This window comes from Micromonospora sp. NPDC049175 (assembly GCF_043197345.1).
Classification (GTDB): Bacteria; Actinomycetota; Actinomycetes; order Mycobacteriales; family Micromonosporaceae; genus Micromonospora.
Window position 1 is genome coordinate 657,550 of the sequence record NZ_JBICSY010000002.1, and the last position, 17,307, is coordinate 674,856.

Annotated in this window: 16 protein-coding genes and 1 tRNA gene; 9 read left to right on the forward strand and 8 right to left on the reverse strand. The window is 72.0% G+C overall.

Going from position 1 to position 17,307, the window contains the following annotated elements; all coding sequences use genetic code 11:
* The first annotated feature begins 57 nt into the window (after positions 1-57).
* A complete protein-coding gene (locus ACGFH8_RS09980) occupies positions 58-1,023 on the forward strand; it encodes a DUF559 domain-containing protein (protein ID WP_393365704.1) in 966 nt (321 codons plus the stop codon).
* Positions 1,024-1,090: 67 nt separating this feature from the next.
* Here the strand turns inward: ACGFH8_RS09980 and ACGFH8_RS09985 are convergent, their stop codons facing one another.
* Positions 1,091-2,407 carry a D-arabinono-1,4-lactone oxidase gene (locus ACGFH8_RS09985; protein ID WP_393365705.1) on the reverse strand — a complete coding sequence of 439 codons (1,317 nt, stop codon included), beginning with the start codon at positions 2,405-2,407 and terminating at the stop codon, positions 1,091-1,093.
* A gap of 226 nt (positions 2,408-2,633) precedes the next feature.
* Here ACGFH8_RS09985 and ACGFH8_RS09990 point away from each other — a divergent pair, with 226 nt between their 5' ends.
* On the forward strand, positions 2,634-3,236 hold the full coding sequence (locus tag ACGFH8_RS09990) for a TetR/AcrR family transcriptional regulator (protein WP_357812038.1): 603 nt from the start codon (positions 2,634-2,636) through the stop codon (positions 3,234-3,236).
* A gap of 13 nt (positions 3,237-3,249) precedes the next feature.
* Here ACGFH8_RS09990 and ACGFH8_RS09995 read toward each other — a convergent pair whose 3' ends face one another.
* On the reverse strand, positions 3,250-4,455 hold the full coding sequence (locus tag ACGFH8_RS09995) for an amino acid deaminase/aldolase (protein WP_393365707.1): 1,206 nt from the start codon (positions 4,453-4,455) through the stop codon (positions 3,250-3,252).
* A 316-nt stretch (positions 4,456-4,771) separates the two neighbouring features.
* Here ACGFH8_RS09995 and tmk point away from each other — a divergent pair, with 316 nt between their 5' ends.
* From tmk to ACGFH8_RS10025, 6 genes are all read left to right on the forward strand, one after another.
* Positions 4,772-6,862, forward strand: a complete 2,091-nt coding sequence (gene tmk, locus ACGFH8_RS10000; protein ID WP_393367056.1) for a dTMP kinase — start codon at positions 4,772-4,774, stop codon at positions 6,860-6,862.
* Positions 6,862-8,124, forward strand: a complete 1,263-nt coding sequence (locus tag ACGFH8_RS10005; protein WP_393365709.1) for a DNA polymerase III subunit delta' — start codon at positions 6,862-6,864, stop codon at positions 8,122-8,124. The genes tmk and ACGFH8_RS10005 overlap by 1 nt, the downstream gene beginning before the upstream one ends.
* 122 nt (positions 8,125-8,246) lie before the next feature.
* Positions 8,247-8,576: a YbaB/EbfC family nucleoid-associated protein gene (locus tag ACGFH8_RS10010; RefSeq protein ID WP_355027350.1), complete on the forward strand. Its 330-nt coding sequence runs from the start codon at positions 8,247-8,249 to the stop codon at positions 8,574-8,576.
* A gap of 1 nt (position 8,577) precedes the next feature.
* Complete coding sequence (locus ACGFH8_RS10015) at positions 8,578-8,883, forward strand: hypothetical protein (RefSeq protein ID WP_393365711.1); 306 nt, start codon at positions 8,578-8,580, stop codon at positions 8,881-8,883.
* Complete coding sequence (locus ACGFH8_RS10020) at positions 8,883-9,563, forward strand: hypothetical protein (protein WP_393365712.1); 681 nt, start codon at positions 8,883-8,885, stop codon at positions 9,561-9,563. The genes ACGFH8_RS10015 and ACGFH8_RS10020 overlap by 1 nt, the downstream gene beginning before the upstream one ends.
* Positions 9,564-9,838: 275 nt before the next feature.
* Positions 9,839-10,678, forward strand: a complete 840-nt coding sequence (locus ACGFH8_RS10025) for a stage 0 sporulation family protein (protein WP_393365714.1) — start codon at positions 9,839-9,841, stop codon at positions 10,676-10,678.
* Positions 10,679-10,695: 17 nt separating this feature from the next.
* On the opposite strand, the gene ACGFH8_RS10030 is transcribed toward ACGFH8_RS10025, so the two are convergent.
* A complete protein-coding gene (locus ACGFH8_RS10030; protein WP_393365716.1) occupies positions 10,696-12,435 on the reverse strand; it encodes a metallophosphoesterase family protein in 1,740 nt (579 codons plus the stop codon).
* Positions 12,436-12,579: 144 nt separating this feature from the next.
* On the opposite strand from ACGFH8_RS10030, the gene ACGFH8_RS10035 reads away from it, so the two are divergent.
* Positions 12,580-12,656, forward strand: a tRNA-Thr gene (locus tag ACGFH8_RS10035).
* A gap of 214 nt (positions 12,657-12,870) precedes the next feature.
* Here the strand turns inward: ACGFH8_RS10035 and ACGFH8_RS10040 are convergent.
* From ACGFH8_RS10040 to ACGFH8_RS10060, 5 genes are read right to left on the reverse strand one after another with little or no spacing between them, the layout of a single operon-like run.
* On the reverse strand, positions 12,871-13,548 hold the full coding sequence (locus tag ACGFH8_RS10040) for a hypothetical protein (protein ID WP_393365718.1): 678 nt from the start codon (positions 13,546-13,548) through the stop codon (positions 12,871-12,873).
* On the reverse strand, positions 13,542-14,372 hold the full coding sequence (locus tag ACGFH8_RS10045) for a phosphotransferase family protein (protein WP_393365719.1): 831 nt from the start codon (positions 14,370-14,372) through the stop codon (positions 13,542-13,544). The genes ACGFH8_RS10040 and ACGFH8_RS10045 overlap by 7 nt, the downstream gene beginning before the upstream one ends.
* Before the next feature lies 1 nt (position 14,373).
* A complete protein-coding gene (locus ACGFH8_RS10050) occupies positions 14,374-15,813 on the reverse strand; it encodes an FAD-dependent oxidoreductase (RefSeq protein WP_393365721.1) in 1,440 nt (479 codons plus the stop codon).
* Positions 15,803-16,654 carry a nucleoside-diphosphate kinase gene (locus tag ACGFH8_RS10055; RefSeq protein ID WP_393365723.1) on the reverse strand — a complete coding sequence of 284 codons (852 nt, stop codon included), beginning with the start codon at positions 16,652-16,654 and terminating at the stop codon, positions 15,803-15,805. The genes ACGFH8_RS10050 and ACGFH8_RS10055 overlap by 11 nt, the downstream gene beginning before the upstream one ends.
* Positions 16,655-16,656: 2 nt before the next feature.
* A complete protein-coding gene (locus tag ACGFH8_RS10060; protein ID WP_393365724.1) occupies positions 16,657-17,304 on the reverse strand; it encodes a hypothetical protein in 648 nt (215 codons plus the stop codon).
* Positions 17,305-17,307: the final 3 nt, after the last annotated feature.

Genomic DNA, 17,307 nt, shown 5'->3' on the forward strand with positions numbered 1-17,307 from the left:
CTCGTCGTTGTCCACAGGGGCTGCCAGCGGGGTTGGCGATCGGGAGACTTGGTGGTCATGAGTCTTCGGAGGACTTCGTCGCCCGCTGCCTGGGCTCGGCGGCTGCCGCATGACGACGCGGACGAGCTGAGCTGGCTGCTCTTCCATCAGGAGGACGTGTTGAGCCTCGCCCAGGCGAGGCGGCACCTGTCGCCCAAGGCCATCCGGCATCGGTTGGCCACCGGCAGGTGGCGACAGGTCCACCGAGCCGTGCTGCTCGCGCACAACGGGCCGGTCAGCGCCGGCCAACTCCGCTGGGTGGCCGTCCTCGCCGCGGGACCGCAGGCGATCCTCGGTGGTCTGACCGCCGCACAGGCCGGAGGGCTTCGAGGGTTCCCGGGTCGACCGGTTCACGTGCTACTTCCCGCCGCCCGCCGGCGCGGATCGCTGCCTCCGGGCGTGCTGGCGCACCGGACAGTCACGTTGACCGACCGGGATGTCCTGGCCGTCGGGCAACCCCGCAGGACCATGCCGGCCCGTTCGATCGTCGACGCAGCCCAGTGGGCCGGCGCTGACCAGGAGGCGCGGGCGATCGTCGTCGCCGCATTCCAACAACGGCTCGTGGCCGCCGACGACCTGCACCGGATCGTCGACCGGCTGCCCCGGGTCCGCCGTCGCCAACTGATTCTGAGCACGGCGGCGGACGCGGCGGGTGGGTCTCACTCGTTGCCGGAGCTGGACTTCCTGAGCCTGATCCGTCGCGCGGGACTACCCGAACCGACGCGCCAGAAGGTCCGTTGTGACTCGGCCGGGCGACGCCGTTACCTGGACGCCTACTTCGAGCAGTGGCGGGTGCACATCGAGATCGACGGCGGGCAGCACCTCGATCCCCGCGCCTGGTGGGCGGACATGCGCCGGCAGAACGATCTCTGGGTCGACGGTGACCGAGTCCTGCGCTTCCCGGCCTGGGCGATCCGCGCCAACTCGGACGAGGTCCTCCGTCAAATCCTTGCGGCACTGCGGGCGGCGGGATGGGAAGGATGAAGATCTTGGAAGAAACGCGCCCCTGGAAGGGCGCTTTCCTTCCAAGATCTACGGAACAGGCCCTCCGTCAGGCGCCGAGGACGTGGGTTAGGTGGGGGTTGGTGAAGATGCGGTCGGGGTCGAGGCGGTCGCGGATGGCCTGGAAGTCGGTGAAGCGGGGGTAGGCCGTGGCCAGCGAGGCGGCGTCGCGATAGTGCAGCTTGCCCCAGTGCGGGCGGCCACCCAGCCCGGCGGCCACCTTCTCGAAGGCCCGGAAGTACGGCTCGTAGGGCATCCCGACGTACTGGTGCACGGCGATGTAGGCGTTGTCCCGCCCGTAGCCGTGCGAGAGCCAGATGTCGTCGGCGGCGGTGAAGCGCACCTCCACCGGGAAGAGCACCTTGAACGGCAGGCCGTCCACGATCCGCTGGAGCGCGGCGAGCGCCTCGGGTAGCGCCTCGCGGGGCAGGCCGTACTCCATCTCCACGAAGCGGACCCGGCGCGGGGTGCAGAAGACCCGGTCGGAGCGGCCCGTGTACTGGCGTTCGGTGAGGGCGCGGGCGGAGACCGCGCTGATGCCCGGGGCGAGCGCGGGCACGGCCCGGCCGAGTCGGCAGGCGCCGGCGAAGACCCTGTTGGCCAGGAAGTCGTCGTCCAGCCAGCCGCGCCAGCGGGGCAGTGGCCGGTCGTTCGCCGGTACCCGGTCGTTGGTCTTGACCTGCACCCGCGAGGTGTAGGGGAACCAGTAGAACTCGACGTGGTCGTGTGAGCCGATCAGCGCGGGCAGGTCGCCGAGGACGTCGGCCAGTTCGGCGGGACGTTCGTGTGCGTGCAGCACGAAGGCGTCCACGCAGCGCAGGGTGACCTCGACCAGGACGCCGAGCGCGCCGAGTGACACCCGGGCGGCGGCGAGCACGTCGGAATTGTCGTCGGCGGAGCAGCGCAGCACCTCGCCGGTGCCGGTGACCAGGGTGATCGCCTCGACGAAGGTGGACAGACACCCGTAGCCGGCTCCGGTACCGTGGGTGCCCGTGGAGATCGCCCCGGCCACCGTCTGCGCGTCGATGTCGCCGAGATTGGGCAGCGCGAGGCCATGGCGGGCGAGCAGGCCGTTGAGCGCGTGCAGGGTCATTCCTGCCGGCACGGTGACCAGCAGGTTCGCGACGTCGACGCTGACCATGGTGTCCAACTCGGACAGGTCCATCCGGCGGTCGTCGGCGAGCGCGACGGCGGTGAACGAGTGGCCGCTGCCGGTCACGCGGATCCGGGCGCCGTCGGCTGCGGCCGACCGGACGGCTTCTACGACATCTGTCGGCGAGCCGGGGCGCAGGATCGCGGTGGCGCTGCCACGCTGGTTGCCGGCCCAGTTGGACCATCCAGCGGCGAGCGGTGCGGTGACGACCATGCGCACTCCTCATTCATGAATATGAAGTGACTTCATATCAGGAACGTTGTGCCTGGTAAATACCGCAATTGCGATCCGCTCGTTGTACCGGTAGTCACGGACTCGTGACGTGGAGATATGTTCATCCGTCGAAGGGGGGTGGCGCCGAGTGTCCACACCAGCCGCCACGACCGGGCCGCTGCGCCGCGTTCCGGTGCAGGGTCGAAGTGTCGCGCGGGTCCAGCGCATGTTGGATGCCTGCGCCGAGCTCGTCGACGAGGTGGGGTACGAGGGGCTGACCACGACCCTGCTCGCCGAGCGCGCCGAAGTGGCGATCGGGTCGGTCTACCAGTTCTTCCCGGACAAGCGGGCGATCGTGCAGGCGCTGACGCTGCGGACGATGGAGTCCTACCTCCAACGCCTCGACGAGCGGTTCGCCTCCGACAAGATGACCCACTGGTGGGATGGCGTCGACGCGGGGATCGACGAATACATCACGATGCACCGCACCGTCCCCGGCTTCCGTACCCTGCACTTCGGCGACGTGGTCGACCTGCACCTGCTCGACGAGCAGCGGGACAACAACGGCGTGATCGCCGACCAGTTGGCCCAGGTGCTCACCGAGCGTTTCGGGCTCACCGACGTACCGAAGCTCCGTTTCGTCCTGGAGATCGCGGTCGAGGCGGCGGACGCGCTGATCAAGCTCGCGTTCCGGCGGAAGTCCGACGGTGACGAGCGGGTGCTGCTGGAGGCGAAGGCACTGATCCGGGAATACCTGCACCGCCAGGTCGACGGCCCGGACAGCGACCGGTCCGCGCTCGGGCAGGCCGAGGCGGCCCAGCCGGCCTGAGCCGGCGTGGGCCTCAGAGGAAGGCCTGCCCCTCACCCCGGTAGGTGGGGACGGTCGCCGCGATCACGTCGCCCTCGACCAGGTGCAGCTCGTTGACCCGTTCGCACAGCTCACCAGCCTTGGCGTGGCGGAACCACACCCGGTCGCCGACCCGCAGGGTGGCCGCCGCCGCGCCGGACAGCGGAGTCTGCACCTCGCCGGCGCCCTCGGTGCCGACCAGCTTGAGCCCGGCCGGCAGCCACGGCCGGGGCAGCCGGCTGTCGGCCGCCGGGCCGGAGGCGATCCAGCCGCCGCCGAGCACCGTGGCCAGCTCCGGCGTCGGCCGGCGGACCACCGCGCAGGCGAAGAACGCCGCCGGGGTGGGCCGCCAGGCGCGGTACGCGTCGAACAGCGTCGGCCCGTACAGGCCCGATCCCGCGGTGACCTCGGTGACCGCGGGATCGGCGCTGGTCGCGGCCACGCTGCCGGTGCCGCCGCCGTTGACGAACTCCAGGTCGGCGTGCTCGCGTACCGCGGCCACCGCCGCGCCACGGCGGGCCAGCAACTCGCGGTACGACCCGCGCTGGGCCAGCCTGATCGCGCCCGCCAGCAGCGTCTGCCCCGGCGGCGCGTCGCCCAGGCCGGCGATCTGCGCCTCGTACGACATGAGCCCGACCAGCCGGAACCCGGCTCGGTCGGCGACGGTGGCGGCGAGCGCGCCGGCCGCCCGCGCGCTGTGCACGGGCGAGCGGCGGACGCCGACGTGCACCCCGCGCAGCGGTCGCCAGGAGGCGTCCAGGTCCAGGCAGAGGCGCAGTTCGGCACGTTGCCCGGGGGCGCGGACGTCGTCGATCAGGTCGAGTTGGCCGGTGCCGTCGATCATCAGAGTGATCGCGGCGGCGAGCGCCGGGTCGGCGCCGAGTTCGGCGAGTGCCGCCCGGTCCACGCTCGGGTACGCGAGCAGCACGTCGTCGCTGATGCCGGAGCGGACCAGCCAGATCGCCTCGGGGAGGGTGAACGCCATCACGCCCCGCCAGCCGGGCCGGGCGAGGGCGCGACTGATCAACTCCCGGCTGCGGACCGACTTGCTGGCCAGGCGGACCGGTTTACCGGCGGCGCGATCGGCCAGCGCGGCCGAATTGGCGTCGAAGGCGGTGAGGTCGACCACGGCGTAGGGCGGGTCGAGGTGGGCGGTCGCCCGATCCAGGCGCTCGCGAAGTTTGTCGCTTTCGATGGCCACGTGTGCACGCTAACTGTCCGGCGGTAAATGCGAAATACCCTCGCGTACGTCCGGGCTGCGGCCGGTGCCTCCGGCGGCCTAGGCTCAGCGAGCAGGAGAATGTCATCGGTGGGGCCGCTCCCACCCGGTCTAGAGTGTTCCACCGGAGGCGCCCAGCGATGGGCCGGCACGTGGAGGTACGGCCATCGAAAGCCAGAACGACGGCGAGTCGCACGGCGTGTCGCGCTCGGGAGAGCAGTCGGGGAACGCCGCCAACCAGTCCAGCTCGGGCCAGGTCGATCCGTCCGGTTACGCGGCGATTCGCTCGGTTCTGCGGATCAGGCCGTTCCGGCGGCTCTGGATCGTGCTCGGCGCCGCCTCCTTCGGCGACTGGCTCGGCCTGCTGGCCACGTCGGTCTTCGCCGCGTCCCAGGTCCAGGGCAGCACCGCCAAGGGTGCCGCCTTCGGTGTCGTCATCGCGATCCGCCTGCTCCCCGCGCTGGTGCTCGGGCCGATCGCCGGTGTGCTGGCCGACCGGTTCGACAGGCGCTGGACGATGGTCATCTGCGACCTGCTCCGCTTCGTGCTCTTCGCCTCGATCCCGATCGTGGCGCTGGCCGGCGCCAATGGCGGCCTCGTGGTCCTGTGGGCGACAGTCGCCACCTTCCTGATCGAGTCGATCACCCTGATCTGGATCCCGGCCAAGGAGGCCGCGGTTCCCAACCTGATCCCGCGCGCCCGGCTGGAGGCGGCCAACCAGCTCACGCTGATCACCACGTACGGCCTCACCCCGATCCTCGCGGCACTGGTGGCCGCGGCGCTCGACCGCAGCGTCCGGGCCCTCGTCCCCGGCGGTGACCTCGGCTGGGCGGAGCCCGCCCAACTCGCACTCTGGGTCAACTCCTTCTCCCGACTGGCCACCGCCCTCGTGGTGGCGTTCGGGATCAAGGAGATCAGCCAGGCGCAACGCGGTGAGGCCGAGCGTGCCGAAAAGAGCATGTTCCGGCAGTTCGCCGAGGGCTGGAAGTACATCGGCCAGACCCGGCTCGTCCGCGGCCTGGTGCTCGGCATCTTCGGCGCGTTCGCCGGCGGCGGCATCGTGGTCGGCACGGCCAAGTTCTTCGCCGCCTCGCTCGGCGCCGGCGACGCCGCCTTCTTCCTGCTCTTCGGCGCCATCTTCATCGGCCTGGCTCTCGGCATCGGCCTCGGCCCGATGGTCGTCAAGGAGATGTCCCGGCGGCGGTGGTTCGGCATGAGCATCGTGCTGGCCAGCGCCGCCGTGATGACCCTCGCCTTCGCCATCCACCTGTCCATGGCGATCGTCGGCGCGGTACTCGTCGGTACCGGTGCCGGCATGGCCTTCCTGGCCGGCACCACACTGCTCGGCGGCGAGATCAAGGACGAGGTGCGTGGCCGGGTCTTCGCCGTGGTGCAGATCGGCACCCGGCTGGTGCTGATCCTGGCCATCGGGCTGAGCAGCCTGCTGGTCGGCGTCGGTGGCTCCCGCAAGCTGACGATCGCCGACCTCGGCATCTCCGTCTCCTCCACCCGTCTGCTGCTGCTCGCCGCGGGTGCCGCCGGCATCTTCGCCGGGATCAGCGCCTTCGGCCAGATGGACGACAAGAAGGGCGTGCCGGTCCTCGCCGACCTGTGGGGGTCCATCCGGGGCCGGCCGCTGATGCCGGCCGAGCCGTTCGTCTCCGCGGGCCTCTTCGTGGTCTTCGAGGGTGGCGAGGGCGCGGGCAAGTCCACCCAACTCACGGCGCTCGCCGAGCGGCTGCGCGGTCACGGCCGCGAGGTCGTGGTCACCCGCGAGCCGGGGGCGACAGGGGTCGGTCGACGGATCCGGTCGCTCGTGCTGGACACCTCCGGCGACGACGCGCCGTCACCACGCGCCGAGGCGCTGCTCTACGCCGCCGACCGGGCACACCACGTGGCCACCGTCGTCCGGCCCGCGCTGGTCCGCGGTGGCGTGGTGATCAGCGACCGGTACGTCGACTCGTCCCTGGCGTACCAGGGCGCCGGCCGGACGCTGCCCGTCGACGAGGTCTCCTGGCTCTCCTCCTGGGCCACCGGTGGGCTCAAGCCCGACCTGGTGGTGCTGCTGGACGTCGAGCCGAAGACCGGCCTGTCCCGGGTGGCCTCGCGCAACACCGGCACCGACCGGCTGGAGGCCGAGTCGGTCGCCTTCCACGAGCGGGTCCGGTACGCATTCCTGGACCTCGCCGCCGCCGATCCGAAGCGCTACCTGGTGCTCGACGCGTCCCGGTCGGTCGAGGAGATCAACCGGCAGGTCGTCCGCCGGGTCGAGGAGATGCTCGGCAAGCCGGGGGGCATCGTGCACCCGCGGCCGGCGCAGGGCCCGGACACCTCGGTGCAGCCTGAGTTATCCGACGCGGAGTTGGTGACGATGGAGCACAAGACCTGATGCCGGACGTCTTCGCCGACCTGGTCGGTCAGGACGAGGCGGTCGTCGAGCTGCGCCGGGCCGCGGCCGCCGCGGCTGCCGTGCTGCGCGCCGGCGCGGCCGACCGGGCACCCGCGCCACGCACCGCCGACCCGGCCGAGTCCGCCGACGCGGACGCCTCCGGCGGGGTGGACCCGTCCGCCGGGATGACGCACGCCTGGATCTTCACCGGCCCGCCCGGCTCCGGCCGCTCGGTCGCCGCGCGGGCGTTCGCCGCCGCCCTGCAGTGCGTGCACGGCACCGGCTGCGGCGAGTGCCCCGGCTGCCGCACCACGATGGGCGGCACCCACGCCGACGTCCGACTCGTGGTGCCGGAGGGGCTGTCCATCGGCGTCGGTGAGATGCGCGCGCTTGTGCTCCGGGCGGCCAGCACCCCGTCCGGCGGGCGCTGGCAGGTGGTGGTCATCGAGGACGCCGACCGGCTCACCGAGGCCGCCGGCAACGCGCTGCTCAAGGCGATCGAGGAGCCACCACCGCGTACGGTCTTCCTGCTCTGCGCCCCGTCCACCCACCCGGACGACATCTCGGTGACCATCCGGTCCCGCTGTCGGGTCGTACCCCTGCGGCAGCCGCCGGCCGACGCGGTGGCCGAGGTGCTGGCCCGTCGGGACGGGATCGCGCCCGACGTGGCGCAGTGGGCGGCGGCGGCCGCGCAGGGGCACGTGGGTCGGGCCCGCCGGCTGGCCCGCGACCCGGAGGCCCGCAAACGGCGTGAGGCGGTGCTCGCGGTGCCGCGCCGGTTGACAGGCGTCGGCGCGGCGTTCGACGCGGCGTCGGCGTTGATCGAGGCGGCCGAAGCGGAAGCCGAGGCGTCGGTCACCGACGCCGACACGACCGAACGGGCGGCACTGGAGACCGCGCTGGGCGCGGGCGGCACCGGCCGGGGCGCGTCCGGCGCGATCCGGGGGGCCGCCGGCCAGCTCAAGGAGCTGGAGAAACGGCAGAAGTCGCGGGCCACCCGCGCCCAGCGGGACGCGCTCGACCGAGCGCTTGTCGATCTTGCCGGCTTCTACCGGGACGCGCTCACCATGGCGTTGCGCGCACCCGTCGCCCCGGTGCACACCGACACCGCCGCACTGGCCGGCGCGGGCGCGCAGAAATGGGACGCCGAGGGGTCGCTGCGCCGGCTGGAGGCCGTGCTCGCCTGCCGGGCGGCGATCGAGGCGAACGTCAAGCCGCGGATCGCGGTCGAGGCGATGATGCTCGCCCTCTGGAAGGGCTGACCCGCAGCTACCGGCGTTGTCCACAGGCATCGACAGGCCCGATTGTGGTGCGGTACGGTCCGGTGTGCCGTGGTGACGGCGGCGGCACGCTCAGTGATGGCTCATCCGGGAGGAGTCGGCCGATGCCACGGGGGGAGATCGACGAAGCCTGGATCGAGGAGGCGGTGCGGCGATACCGCCGGATCGAGCAGCTCCAGGCCGAGTTCGACCAGGCGGTGTCCACCGTCGAGGTGACCGTCCGGTCGCCGGACGGTCTGGTCGAGGTCGTCGTCACCGCCGGGGGGCGGATCACCCACGTCCGGTTCCTCGGCCCACTGCACACCCGCAACCCACGCGACGTCGCCGGCTCCGTGCAGGCCGCGGTCACCGCGGCCGCCGACGCCGCCGAGTGGGCGCGGGAGAAGCTGCACAACGAGACGTTCGCCGCCTACCGACCGCTCGCGGGGGCCTGAGATGGACACACTGCGCGCGCTCTCCGCCCGACTGGACGAGGCGAGCGCCACGCTCACCACAATCGCGCACACCGTCACGGCCAGCGACCCGGCTCAGGCCGCGTTCGGCGCCGACGCTCCGGGCCGCCCCGGCGAGATCGGTCGCGCGCTGCACCGGCAGTGGGTCATCGCCACCGACGAACGGGCCCGGGAGGCCCGCACCGCCGCCGGTCGGCTCGCCACCGCCGCCTCGGCGGTGCGGGAAGCCGCCGACCGCTATGCCGAGGTCGACCGGGCAGCCCGCCGCCGCCTCGCCGGGGAGCCCTGATGGACGCGCTGGACCGGCTCGCCGAACCCGGCCTCGACCTGCTGCGCCGGGTGGACCGGCTGATCGCCGCCGGCGTCGGAGAGGGGCATCGCGTCTGGCCGCTGCTGCGCCGGATGCAGGTGCTGCCGGGCGACGCGGTCCGCGGCTTCCTCGACCTGCACCCCGCGCCGCTCGCCGGCGCCGGGCACGCGGTGCGCCGGCTGGTCCGGGGGTACGACGACGTCTCCGCCGCGCTCACCGACCCGGTGCTCTGGTCCGGCCCGGCCGCCACCGCGTACGGGCAACAACGGGCCGCGCTGTTGCGCCACCTCGACGAGGGGCCGGACAGCCTGGTCGGGCGACTCGAATCCACAGCCGGTTACGCCGACGCGCTCGCCGACTGGGTGGAGGGCAGCCGTCTCGCGCTGGCCCGGACGCTGGCCGACGTGCTGCGCTCGGCCGAGGCGGTGGCCGTGGTCGCCGCCACCGCCACGGGCCCGTCGACAGGCCCCGGGCCGCTCGGGCCGGGTGTGGCCGATGCGGCGGAGATCGCCGCCCGGGTGCTGGCGGTGCTCTGCGTCGCGTACGACGGCGCGGAGACGTTGCTGCGTCAGTGGGCGCCGAGCCTGGCCGAGACCGCGTGGCGACCGCCGGCGGACGGCCGGCCGCACTACGACCAACCCACCCGCGTCGGCTGGTAGCCGCTCGGACAGGCCACGGCGTCGCGCACGGGCGTCGGACCGGAGCCGGCGCCCACGGCGACGCCGTGGTCTTCCCCCTGCACCCCCCGCAGGTCTGCCTTCACTCAACGCCGCCGGGGGCGTGCTTGTCTGCTGTCCGGGTCCGGATTCAACCGTCCGGGCGAGGCGCAACGGCACGACGGGCCGCCCCGCCATCGGTCGAGTCGACGGTCATGGATGGCAGTCGACGGATCGGCTGGCGCGTTCTTCGCGGTGATCCGTCGTAGGGTGGGGGGATGGGGATGCTCTGCGCAGTCAGCTTCAACAGGTACGGGCGCCTCTACTACCTCGACCCCGGCGAGTTGCGTCCGCAGGTGGGCGACAAGGTGCTGGTGCCCACCGACGACGGGCCCGAGGTGGCGGAGTGCGTGTGGGCCGCGCAGTGGGTCACCGAGGAGACCGATGGTTTTCCCCGGCTGGTGGGGCTCGCCGGCGACGACGACCTGCTCCGGGACGAGGCGCTGCGGCGTCGTAAGGCCGAGGCGAAGGTGGCCGCGAAACGGCTGATCCGCTCACACGGCCTGCCGATGAAAGTGGTGGCGGTCGACCATGTGCTCGGCTCCGTCGAGGGCGGCGGCGAGCGCAGCACCGTCTACTTCACCGCCCCACACCGGGTGGACTTCCGCTCCCTGGTCCGTGACCTGGGCGCCACCCTGCACTGCCGGGTCGAGCTACGCCAGCTCTCCGCGCGCGACTCGGCGCGGGTGCAGGGCGGCATCGGCTCCTGCGGTCGCGACCTGTGCTGCGCGACGTTCCTCACCGACTTCGAGCCGGTGACCATCCGGATGGCCAAGGACCAGGACCTGCCACTGAACCCGCTGCGCATCTCCGGTGCGTGTGGCCGGTTGATGTGCTGCCTCAAATACGAGCACCCGTTGTACGCCAGGTTCCAGGAGACCGCCCCGGCGGTCGGCAGCCGGGTCTCCACGCCGGAGGGCGACGGCCGGGTCGTCGGCCACAGCGTCCCCCGCGACGCGGTGACGGTCCGCCTGGACGCGGACGGCTCCCGCTGCTCCTGCTCCCGCGCCTCCGTCTGCGCCCCCCGCCAAGCCCACGACCAGCACTACACCCCCTGACCCCGGTCGGGCGTCGATCAGGGCAGGACTATCGGGGGTTCGGACAGGCGGGCGGTCAGGGCGGTCTCCGGCGTCAGCCAGCTTGCCGTGGGGGACTGGTCGGGGTTCACCCGCCAGTCGCGGGAAACCCGGTCCACCGCGATCGGGTAGATGGTCAGCGTGCCGTCCGCGTCGATGCGCAACCGCAGGAACGACTTGGAGTCCTCGATGCCCTGCCCGGCGAACAGTTCGTTGACGTTCACCCCGAACCAGCCCGCCACCAGCAGGTACACCGCCACCAACTGGCTGGCGACCAGGCCGATCACCGGCCCGTAGACAACCGCCGCGGCGGCTGCCGGCAGCGGCCACGGCCATTCGTAGAACGGCAGCGCCAACCAGACCCAGGTGCCGCCGGCGGCCAGCGCCACCTGGGCCACCCCGTGGCCGACGCCGAGTAGCCAGTGCCGGGCGTGCCGCTTGCCGCTGGCGTTGGGCGGCCTGGCGAACAGCACCGCCGCCGCCACCGTCACGAGCACCATCAACACCAGCGGGACGCTGAACAGTCGCTGGTCGGTGCTGTCGCCCCAGTTCGCCGTCGCGCCCGCCATCGCCAACATCAGCAGGGTGTGCAGGATGCCGAGCAGCGTGGTGAAGCCAGGGTTGCGGAACGGCAGCCGGGCGAAGATGCCCCAGCCGTAGCGGCGGGAGCGGGCCGCGTCCGGATAGCGGGCCACCAGGTCGTACGGCTGGGTGCGGCTGGCCCGGCGGGCCAACGTGTCGCGGGGCGGCACCTCGATGCGCTCCGGCAGCTTGTGGGTGGGGTACAGGTAGGCCCCACCGCCGCCACAGGTGATCAACTGCCGGTCCGGGCTGGCATAGCGGGCGTAGTGGTGCAGGTCGCCGGAGAGCAGCAGCCGCACCCGCGCCCCGGTCGGGTCGATGATCGTCCGGATGAAGTAGTCGATCGAGTCGTACGCCGCCGGGCTGTCGGCGGCCTTGACCCAGGTCGGCGACGGCGCGGCCAGGATCACCTTCGACTCCGGGCCGAGCCGTCGGGCCACCTCGTCGAAGTAGGCCAACTGCGGGTCGTCCAGGTACGAGCCGGACTGGTCGTCCACGCCGAGCAGCCACCAGCCGGCCGGCAACTCCACGGCGAAGTACGACCGCGACTGACCGGTACGCCAGCCGGCGAAGTTGCGGTCCCTTGAGCGGACGAACAGCCGCAGGAAAGCGGTGAGTCCGTCGTACCAGTCGTGGTTGCCCGGCACCGCGAACAGCGTGGGACGGTCGGGCGGGGTCATCGGCAGCGCGGCCTGGTACGGCCCCTTGCACCGATTTTCGTACTCCTCGTAGGCCGCCGACGGATACACCTGGTCGCCGCCCATCACCAGGGTCTGCGCCCGGGGCAGCCGGTGCCCGTCCACGGTCAGCTCCGGCTGCGCCAGCAGGTACGCGACCGAGTAGGTGGCGTTGAAGCCGTCACCGAGGTCGGCCACGTAGTCGAGCCAGAGGCCGCCGTCCGGTCCCGCCTGGCGGAAGATGTCGTCGCCGAAGGCGTTCTGCAACTCGCGCTTGTCCAGGTAGGCGCCGAAGAGGACCGCCAGCAGCGTCCGGATGCCGGTGCTGATCAGCAGGAACGGCGCCAGCCACGGCACCGGCTTGCGTGGGGTGAAGCCCAGCTCCAGCGGATCGGTGGAGCGTGGCCGGGGTCGGGCACGCTCGCCGTCGGGGTGATCGTCGGCCGCCGGAGCCCGGTGGTCGTCGCGTTCGTCGCTCACCCGCCGCAGCGTAGTACCGGATTCGGCGAAACGCTGTCCGGTAACAGGCCGGTTGGTCCCCGTTGTCCGGTTGATGGCTGCTGGAAGCGCGAGGGTATCCCGTTCGGTGCCGGGCAACGGGGTGCCGTACACTTGCTGATCGTTGCCGCCTTAGCTCAGTCGGCTAGAGCGACGCACTCGTAATGCGTAGGTCGACGGTTCGATTCCGTCAGGCGGCTCCACTGAAAGGCCCAGGTCACCGGCTTGATCGCCGATCATGACCTGGGCCTTTTGCTTTTCGTCGCCAGGGCGGGCAGCCAACCGGATCGTGAGCGCTGGGAAGAGCAAGACTGGCCGTGACGGTCGCCGACGGGCAGGACGAACAGGCGGGTCAAGGGCCGCGACGATAGCGGGTGGAGATCACCGCGATCGTCGCGGCAGCTACGTGGAGCTGCTCTACGAGGGCCCGCTGGGCGGCACCGGCGCCTGGCGCGACCTGGGCTGGACCGAGGATTCCTTCGGCGAGTTCGACGCCCACGACGAGTAGGGCGCGAGGTGCTTCCAGGCCAGGTCGAGAAGCTCGTCCGCCGGAAGCTCGGCGTCGAGGTCGACCTGGGGGTACGGAAGCCGTTCCGCCGCATCGTCGAAGGCCTGCACCAGTGCACGCATCTCCGTGGCCGGCGACGGTCGCGCGAGCAGACCGTCCCCCTTGCGACGGCCGCGGATGCGCGCCATGCAGGTGAAGTCGGAGACCAGCAGTCGGACCGACAGATCCGGCACGGTCACGTGGTCGAGCAGGGCGAGCAGTTCGCCGTGGCCGGCGAGCCCGCGGCGGAGCAATCGCGCCAACAGGGCACATCGGTATTGCTGGACGAAGACGTGCGTGGTCGGATTGCGCACGTATTTGGTCAGCTCACCCGTCGACTGACTCACCGCGTCCAACAAAACCGCGAGTTCGAACTCGCGTGGTGAGAAGCCGTGTGACTGCTGCTGCACGATCTCGAGCAGGTTGCGGCTCTCCGAGCGCAGCGTCCGCTCGTACGCGACGTGGCCGGCCTCCCGGACACGCGCCCGGAGCCCGTCCACGAGCGTCGACTTGCCCGACCCGTCCGGACCGCAGACTTCGATCAGCATGCGGGCGCCTCCCGCAGGCTCGCCTGTGACCAGCACCGGAGGGCCGTCGCGACCGCTCGCCGCCAGTCCGGAACCCCTGGACGGCCGGCATGGCGGCGGCGCCAGACCGCGACACGCAGACCTTCGCGTGCCGCCCACCCGAACAGCTCCGGCACCGGAAGCGCTCCCGCGCCGTAGCCCGCCAGCAACGCCGCACCGGCGTCGCTCGGGCTTCTGCCGGCGTCCGTGAGGAGGAACAGGCAGCGGCCGAGATCGGCGCCGGCGGGTTGCCGGCACGTGGCCTCGAAGTCGATGAGGGAGCCGCCATCCGGATGATCCAGGAAGTTCTCCGGGCCGGCGTCACCGTGGCTGAGGACCAACTCGTCGCCTGGTGACGCTGCGGTCATCATCTGCATCGCCCGCCGCTCGCCCACCGCGGACCGGACAGATCCGGGTAGGTCGGCGACAGTCATGGAGAGCCGTACGGGGACACCCGGGACGGGAGGCAGCCGGTGCAGCTGCGCGAGACGAGCTCCGAGCCGCCGCCAGGCCGCGGTCCCGTTGGGCACCGTCCCGTCGACCCAGGACAGCAGCAGCGCCAGCCGCCACCGCCCTCCGATTGTCGGTATCCGGGTCAGAGCGAGCGGCAGGGGAGCGGGGAAGCCGGCCGCCGCGAGCCCCTGAAGGACGGCGAACTCGTGGGTGAGACCGGCGGGGTCGCCGTCGGTCTTCACCAGTACCACCGACCCGTCCGCGGAACGAGCCCGGAACGTGCGGTGGGACCGGCCGCCGGGCAGCGCCCACTCCACCCGCAGAGCCGTACCGTCAGCCGTGGTGAGGAACATGTCAGGCCTTGGCCGCCGCCGACAGCTCGTAGAACAGCTGCGGCACGATCTCGGCCACCGGGTAGTCGGCCAGAGTCCGCTGGATGGCGTCCCGCCGCGCCCTCGTGTCCGGCGAGTCGACGAAGGCCAGCCGGGAGAGTTCCGACAGGAACGCCAGCAGCTCGCGGCGTCGGTCGTACGGCATGGAACCACCGGGCTCCAGGAGGAACGAGACGAGATGCCGGAGGCCCTCGTCGAGAACGTCCTCGGTACGCGCGCCGACCGGGTGCAGCCGGAAGGCCGCCGCCGGGGTGAACGGGTTGTCGACCGTCGGCGCCGCAGTCGTGAGGTGCCCAGCGATGATGTCGGCCACCAGCGGGGCCATCAGGATGCCGTTGCGGTAGGTCCCCGTGGCGACCGACAGGCGCTTCAATGCCGTGGCGCCGATGACGGGGTAACGATCGCTGCTCAGCGGACGAAGCCCGTACCGCGTGGAGGTGAGCGAGGCGGTGCGGATTCCCACGTTCACCTCGTGGATGACGCTGTGCAGAAGCGCGTGCACTTCGCCTGGCGTCACTCCCTCGGAGCTTCCCGGAGTGGCCGACACCCGGTTGGTGGCGCCCACGTAGACCGCGCCGACGCCACGGGGGACGACATGGCTGCCGCACGCGAAGTCCCGGTTGGGGGTACGGACGACGTACGGGAACGGATCGGGCACCCCTTCCACCAGCAGGCTGACCCCCTTGCCCGGCAACAGCTTCGGGAGCCGGCCCACGGTCAGGCCCAGGGCGTCGAGCAGTGGCTGTACGCCGACGCCGTTGGCGAGGACCACCTGGTCGGCCGAGATGACGCTGCCGTCGGCGAGGCGTACGCCGGTCGCCGCGGACCCGTTGGTCTCCACGGCGACCACCTCGGCGTCGACGAGGGACACCTCCGGTGCGACGGCGAGCGCTCGGTCGAGCGCGTCCATCAGCCGGCCGGTGTCGACGAAACCCTCGTCCGGCAGGAACGTTGCGCCGATCGGCTCGTGACCGACCGCGGGCCGCAGACCGACCCGGTGGTCCGCGACCATCCGCTCGTGCCGGTGGCCCAGCTTGTCGGCGGCCGCCTCGATAGCACGCAGATTCGTGGCGTCGTCGACGTTCGCGCCGGTGGCGATCACCACTGTGCCGCGGTTGAGCGGCACCCGGACACCCGAGCGGTCCGCGATGCGTTCCAGGAAGGCTGGGTAACGACGTCCCGACTCGTCTCGGAACCGCAGCTCGGCGATGTCCACCTCGGAGGTCGCGTCCGCGGTGACCTCGCCGAGCACGCCGAGCATCGCGCCGGCTGCGGTCGACGCGGTGCCGGGCCGCCGGGCAGGCGGGCCGACGCAGACGACCGTGCACCCGGCGTCGGCCAGGCGCAACGCGATGCTCTTGCCGATCACACCGCCACCGACCACGAGAACGTCACTGCTCATGCGGAATCTCCAGACATAGATCGAGATAACGGAGGGAGGTGTACGTCAGGTAGGTGGCCCACACGTCGGGTGGATTCGCCAGCGCACGGCAGGCCGCGCTGAACTGTGCGAGTCCGGGCAGGTTCTTCTCGTCCCCGGCGATCAGCGCGGGCAGGCCAGCCGTACGCGCGAGGTGCCTGCGGTCCGCGGCCGCGGAGAGGGCTTCACGAGCCCGGCGCACCGCCCGATAGGCGGCGATGCGGTCCGTGTCGTTGTCCGGCCATCCGGCCGTGTCGAGCTGGCGCCGGCCGGAGAGATCGCCGTCCCCGTCGCCGAGCAGCGCCGCCACGGTGTCCCCGACGGTGCGCCAGTGGTTGATGGGCCGGGCCCGTGCCGACGCCGCGACCTGACCGTCGCGCAGGACGTCCCGCACGGGACGGCCGAAGAGCACCGGCAACTCGCGGGCCACCTCGTCCTCGTCGTCCGACGCGTGCACCAGGTTGAATATGGGGTTCATGGCGTTGAGGTCACCGCGCAACGATCCCGGTGCGGCCCGGGTGGGCAGGAAGTGGCCCTTGAGCCGGCCGGACAGGCAGGCGGCCGCACCGCCATCGCCGGAAGGCCCGCGCAGCAGCACGGCTGTCACTGGTCCGAGGGTGTACAGCACGGCGTTGAGCTCCCAGTCGAGCCGGCCGCCGCTTCGGGTCGTCGCGTAGAGCCGGGCGCGGAGGTCGGGAGTGAGCAGCACGTCCTCGGTGGCGAGCGCGGTGAAGCCACGGCGAGCGAGGAAGGCGAGCACCGTGTCGGTGAGCCGTTGTCGCACACCGTCCGGCTTGATCATCAACAGGGCCAGATCTCGCATGATCAACCGTTCTCCGATCCGGGGCCGGTCGCGACGACCAGATCCCGGTACCAGTACGCCGACATCCGCTCGGCCGTGGTCGTGAGCGGCGCGAACACCAGCCGGGAGCCGGCGAGGGCGGCCCGCAGCCGGCCCTGCCGGTGGCCGGCCGGGGTGAGGCTGAGGCCGACCCGCTCGTGCGGCCACTCCCGCAGCAATTCCTCTGCCCACCCGACGTGCCGGGCGTTCAGGGCCGGATAGACGACCTTCACCACGGGAGCGCCGAGGGCCGCGAGCCGTTCAGCCCGATCCTTGAGGTGGCCGCGCCGGGACGGTGCCGCTGGCAGGTGGCACGCCGGGATGGGGGTGAGGCCGTGATCGCGCACGGCGTCCAGCGCCGCCGCGTCCCGCGCGTGGCCGGAGACCTCGAACTGCACGTGGGTCGCCGCCGCGGCGCCGATCGTCGGAAGCGCCTCGATTACCCGCGCCGCGCCGTGCCGCGTCGCGACGACCACCGAGGCCCCGTCTTCGGGCGTCGCACCACGTTCGCGGGACGCCCGCATCACGCCGGCGTCGTCACCATCGAGCTCGTACCACCGGAAGCCCGGGGCCGCACCGAGCGACGGCACCTCACAGACCAGGTGCTCCAGGGAGAAGAGGGTGAGGGACACGGT

Bases quoted from the DNA above. Each gene is read 5' to 3' on its own strand.
- ACGFH8_RS10015 (WP_393365711.1), top strand. From the start codon at position 8,578: ATGGACACACTGCGCGCGCTCTCCGCCCGACTGGACGAGGCGAGCGCC.
- ACGFH8_RS10005 (WP_393365709.1), top strand. From the start codon at position 6,862: ATGCCGGACGTCTTCGCCGACCTGGTCGGTCAGGACGAGGCGGTCGTC.
- ACGFH8_RS10045 (WP_393365719.1), bottom strand. From the start codon at position 14,372: ATGTTCCTCACCACGGCTGACGGTACGGCTCTGCGGGTGGAGTGGGCG.
- ACGFH8_RS10020 (WP_393365712.1), top strand. From the start codon at position 8,883: ATGGACGCGCTGGACCGGCTCGCCGAACCCGGCCTCGACCTGCTGCGC.
- ACGFH8_RS10050 (WP_393365721.1), bottom strand. From the start codon at position 15,813: ATGAGCAGTGACGTTCTCGTGGTCGGTGGCGGTGTGATCGGCAAGAGC.
- ACGFH8_RS09990 (WP_357812038.1), top strand. From the start codon at position 2,634: ATGTTGGATGCCTGCGCCGAGCTCGTCGACGAGGTGGGGTACGAGGGG.
- ACGFH8_RS09980 (WP_393365704.1), top strand. From the start codon at position 58: ATGAGTCTTCGGAGGACTTCGTCGCCCGCTGCCTGGGCTCGGCGGCTG.
- ACGFH8_RS09985 (WP_393365705.1), bottom strand. From the start codon at position 2,407: ATGGTCGTCACCGCACCGCTCGCCGCTGGATGGTCCAACTGGGCCGGC.
- ACGFH8_RS10040 (WP_393365718.1), bottom strand. From the start codon at position 13,548: ATGCTGATCGAAGTCTGCGGTCCGGACGGGTCGGGCAAGTCGACGCTC.
- ACGFH8_RS10055 (WP_393365723.1), bottom strand. From the start codon at position 16,654: ATGCGAGATCTGGCCCTGTTGATGATCAAGCCGGACGGTGTGCGACAA.
- ACGFH8_RS10010 (WP_355027350.1), top strand. From the start codon at position 8,247: ATGCCACGGGGGGAGATCGACGAAGCCTGGATCGAGGAGGCGGTGCGG.
- ACGFH8_RS10025 (WP_393365714.1), top strand. From the start codon at position 9,839: ATGGGGATGCTCTGCGCAGTCAGCTTCAACAGGTACGGGCGCCTCTAC.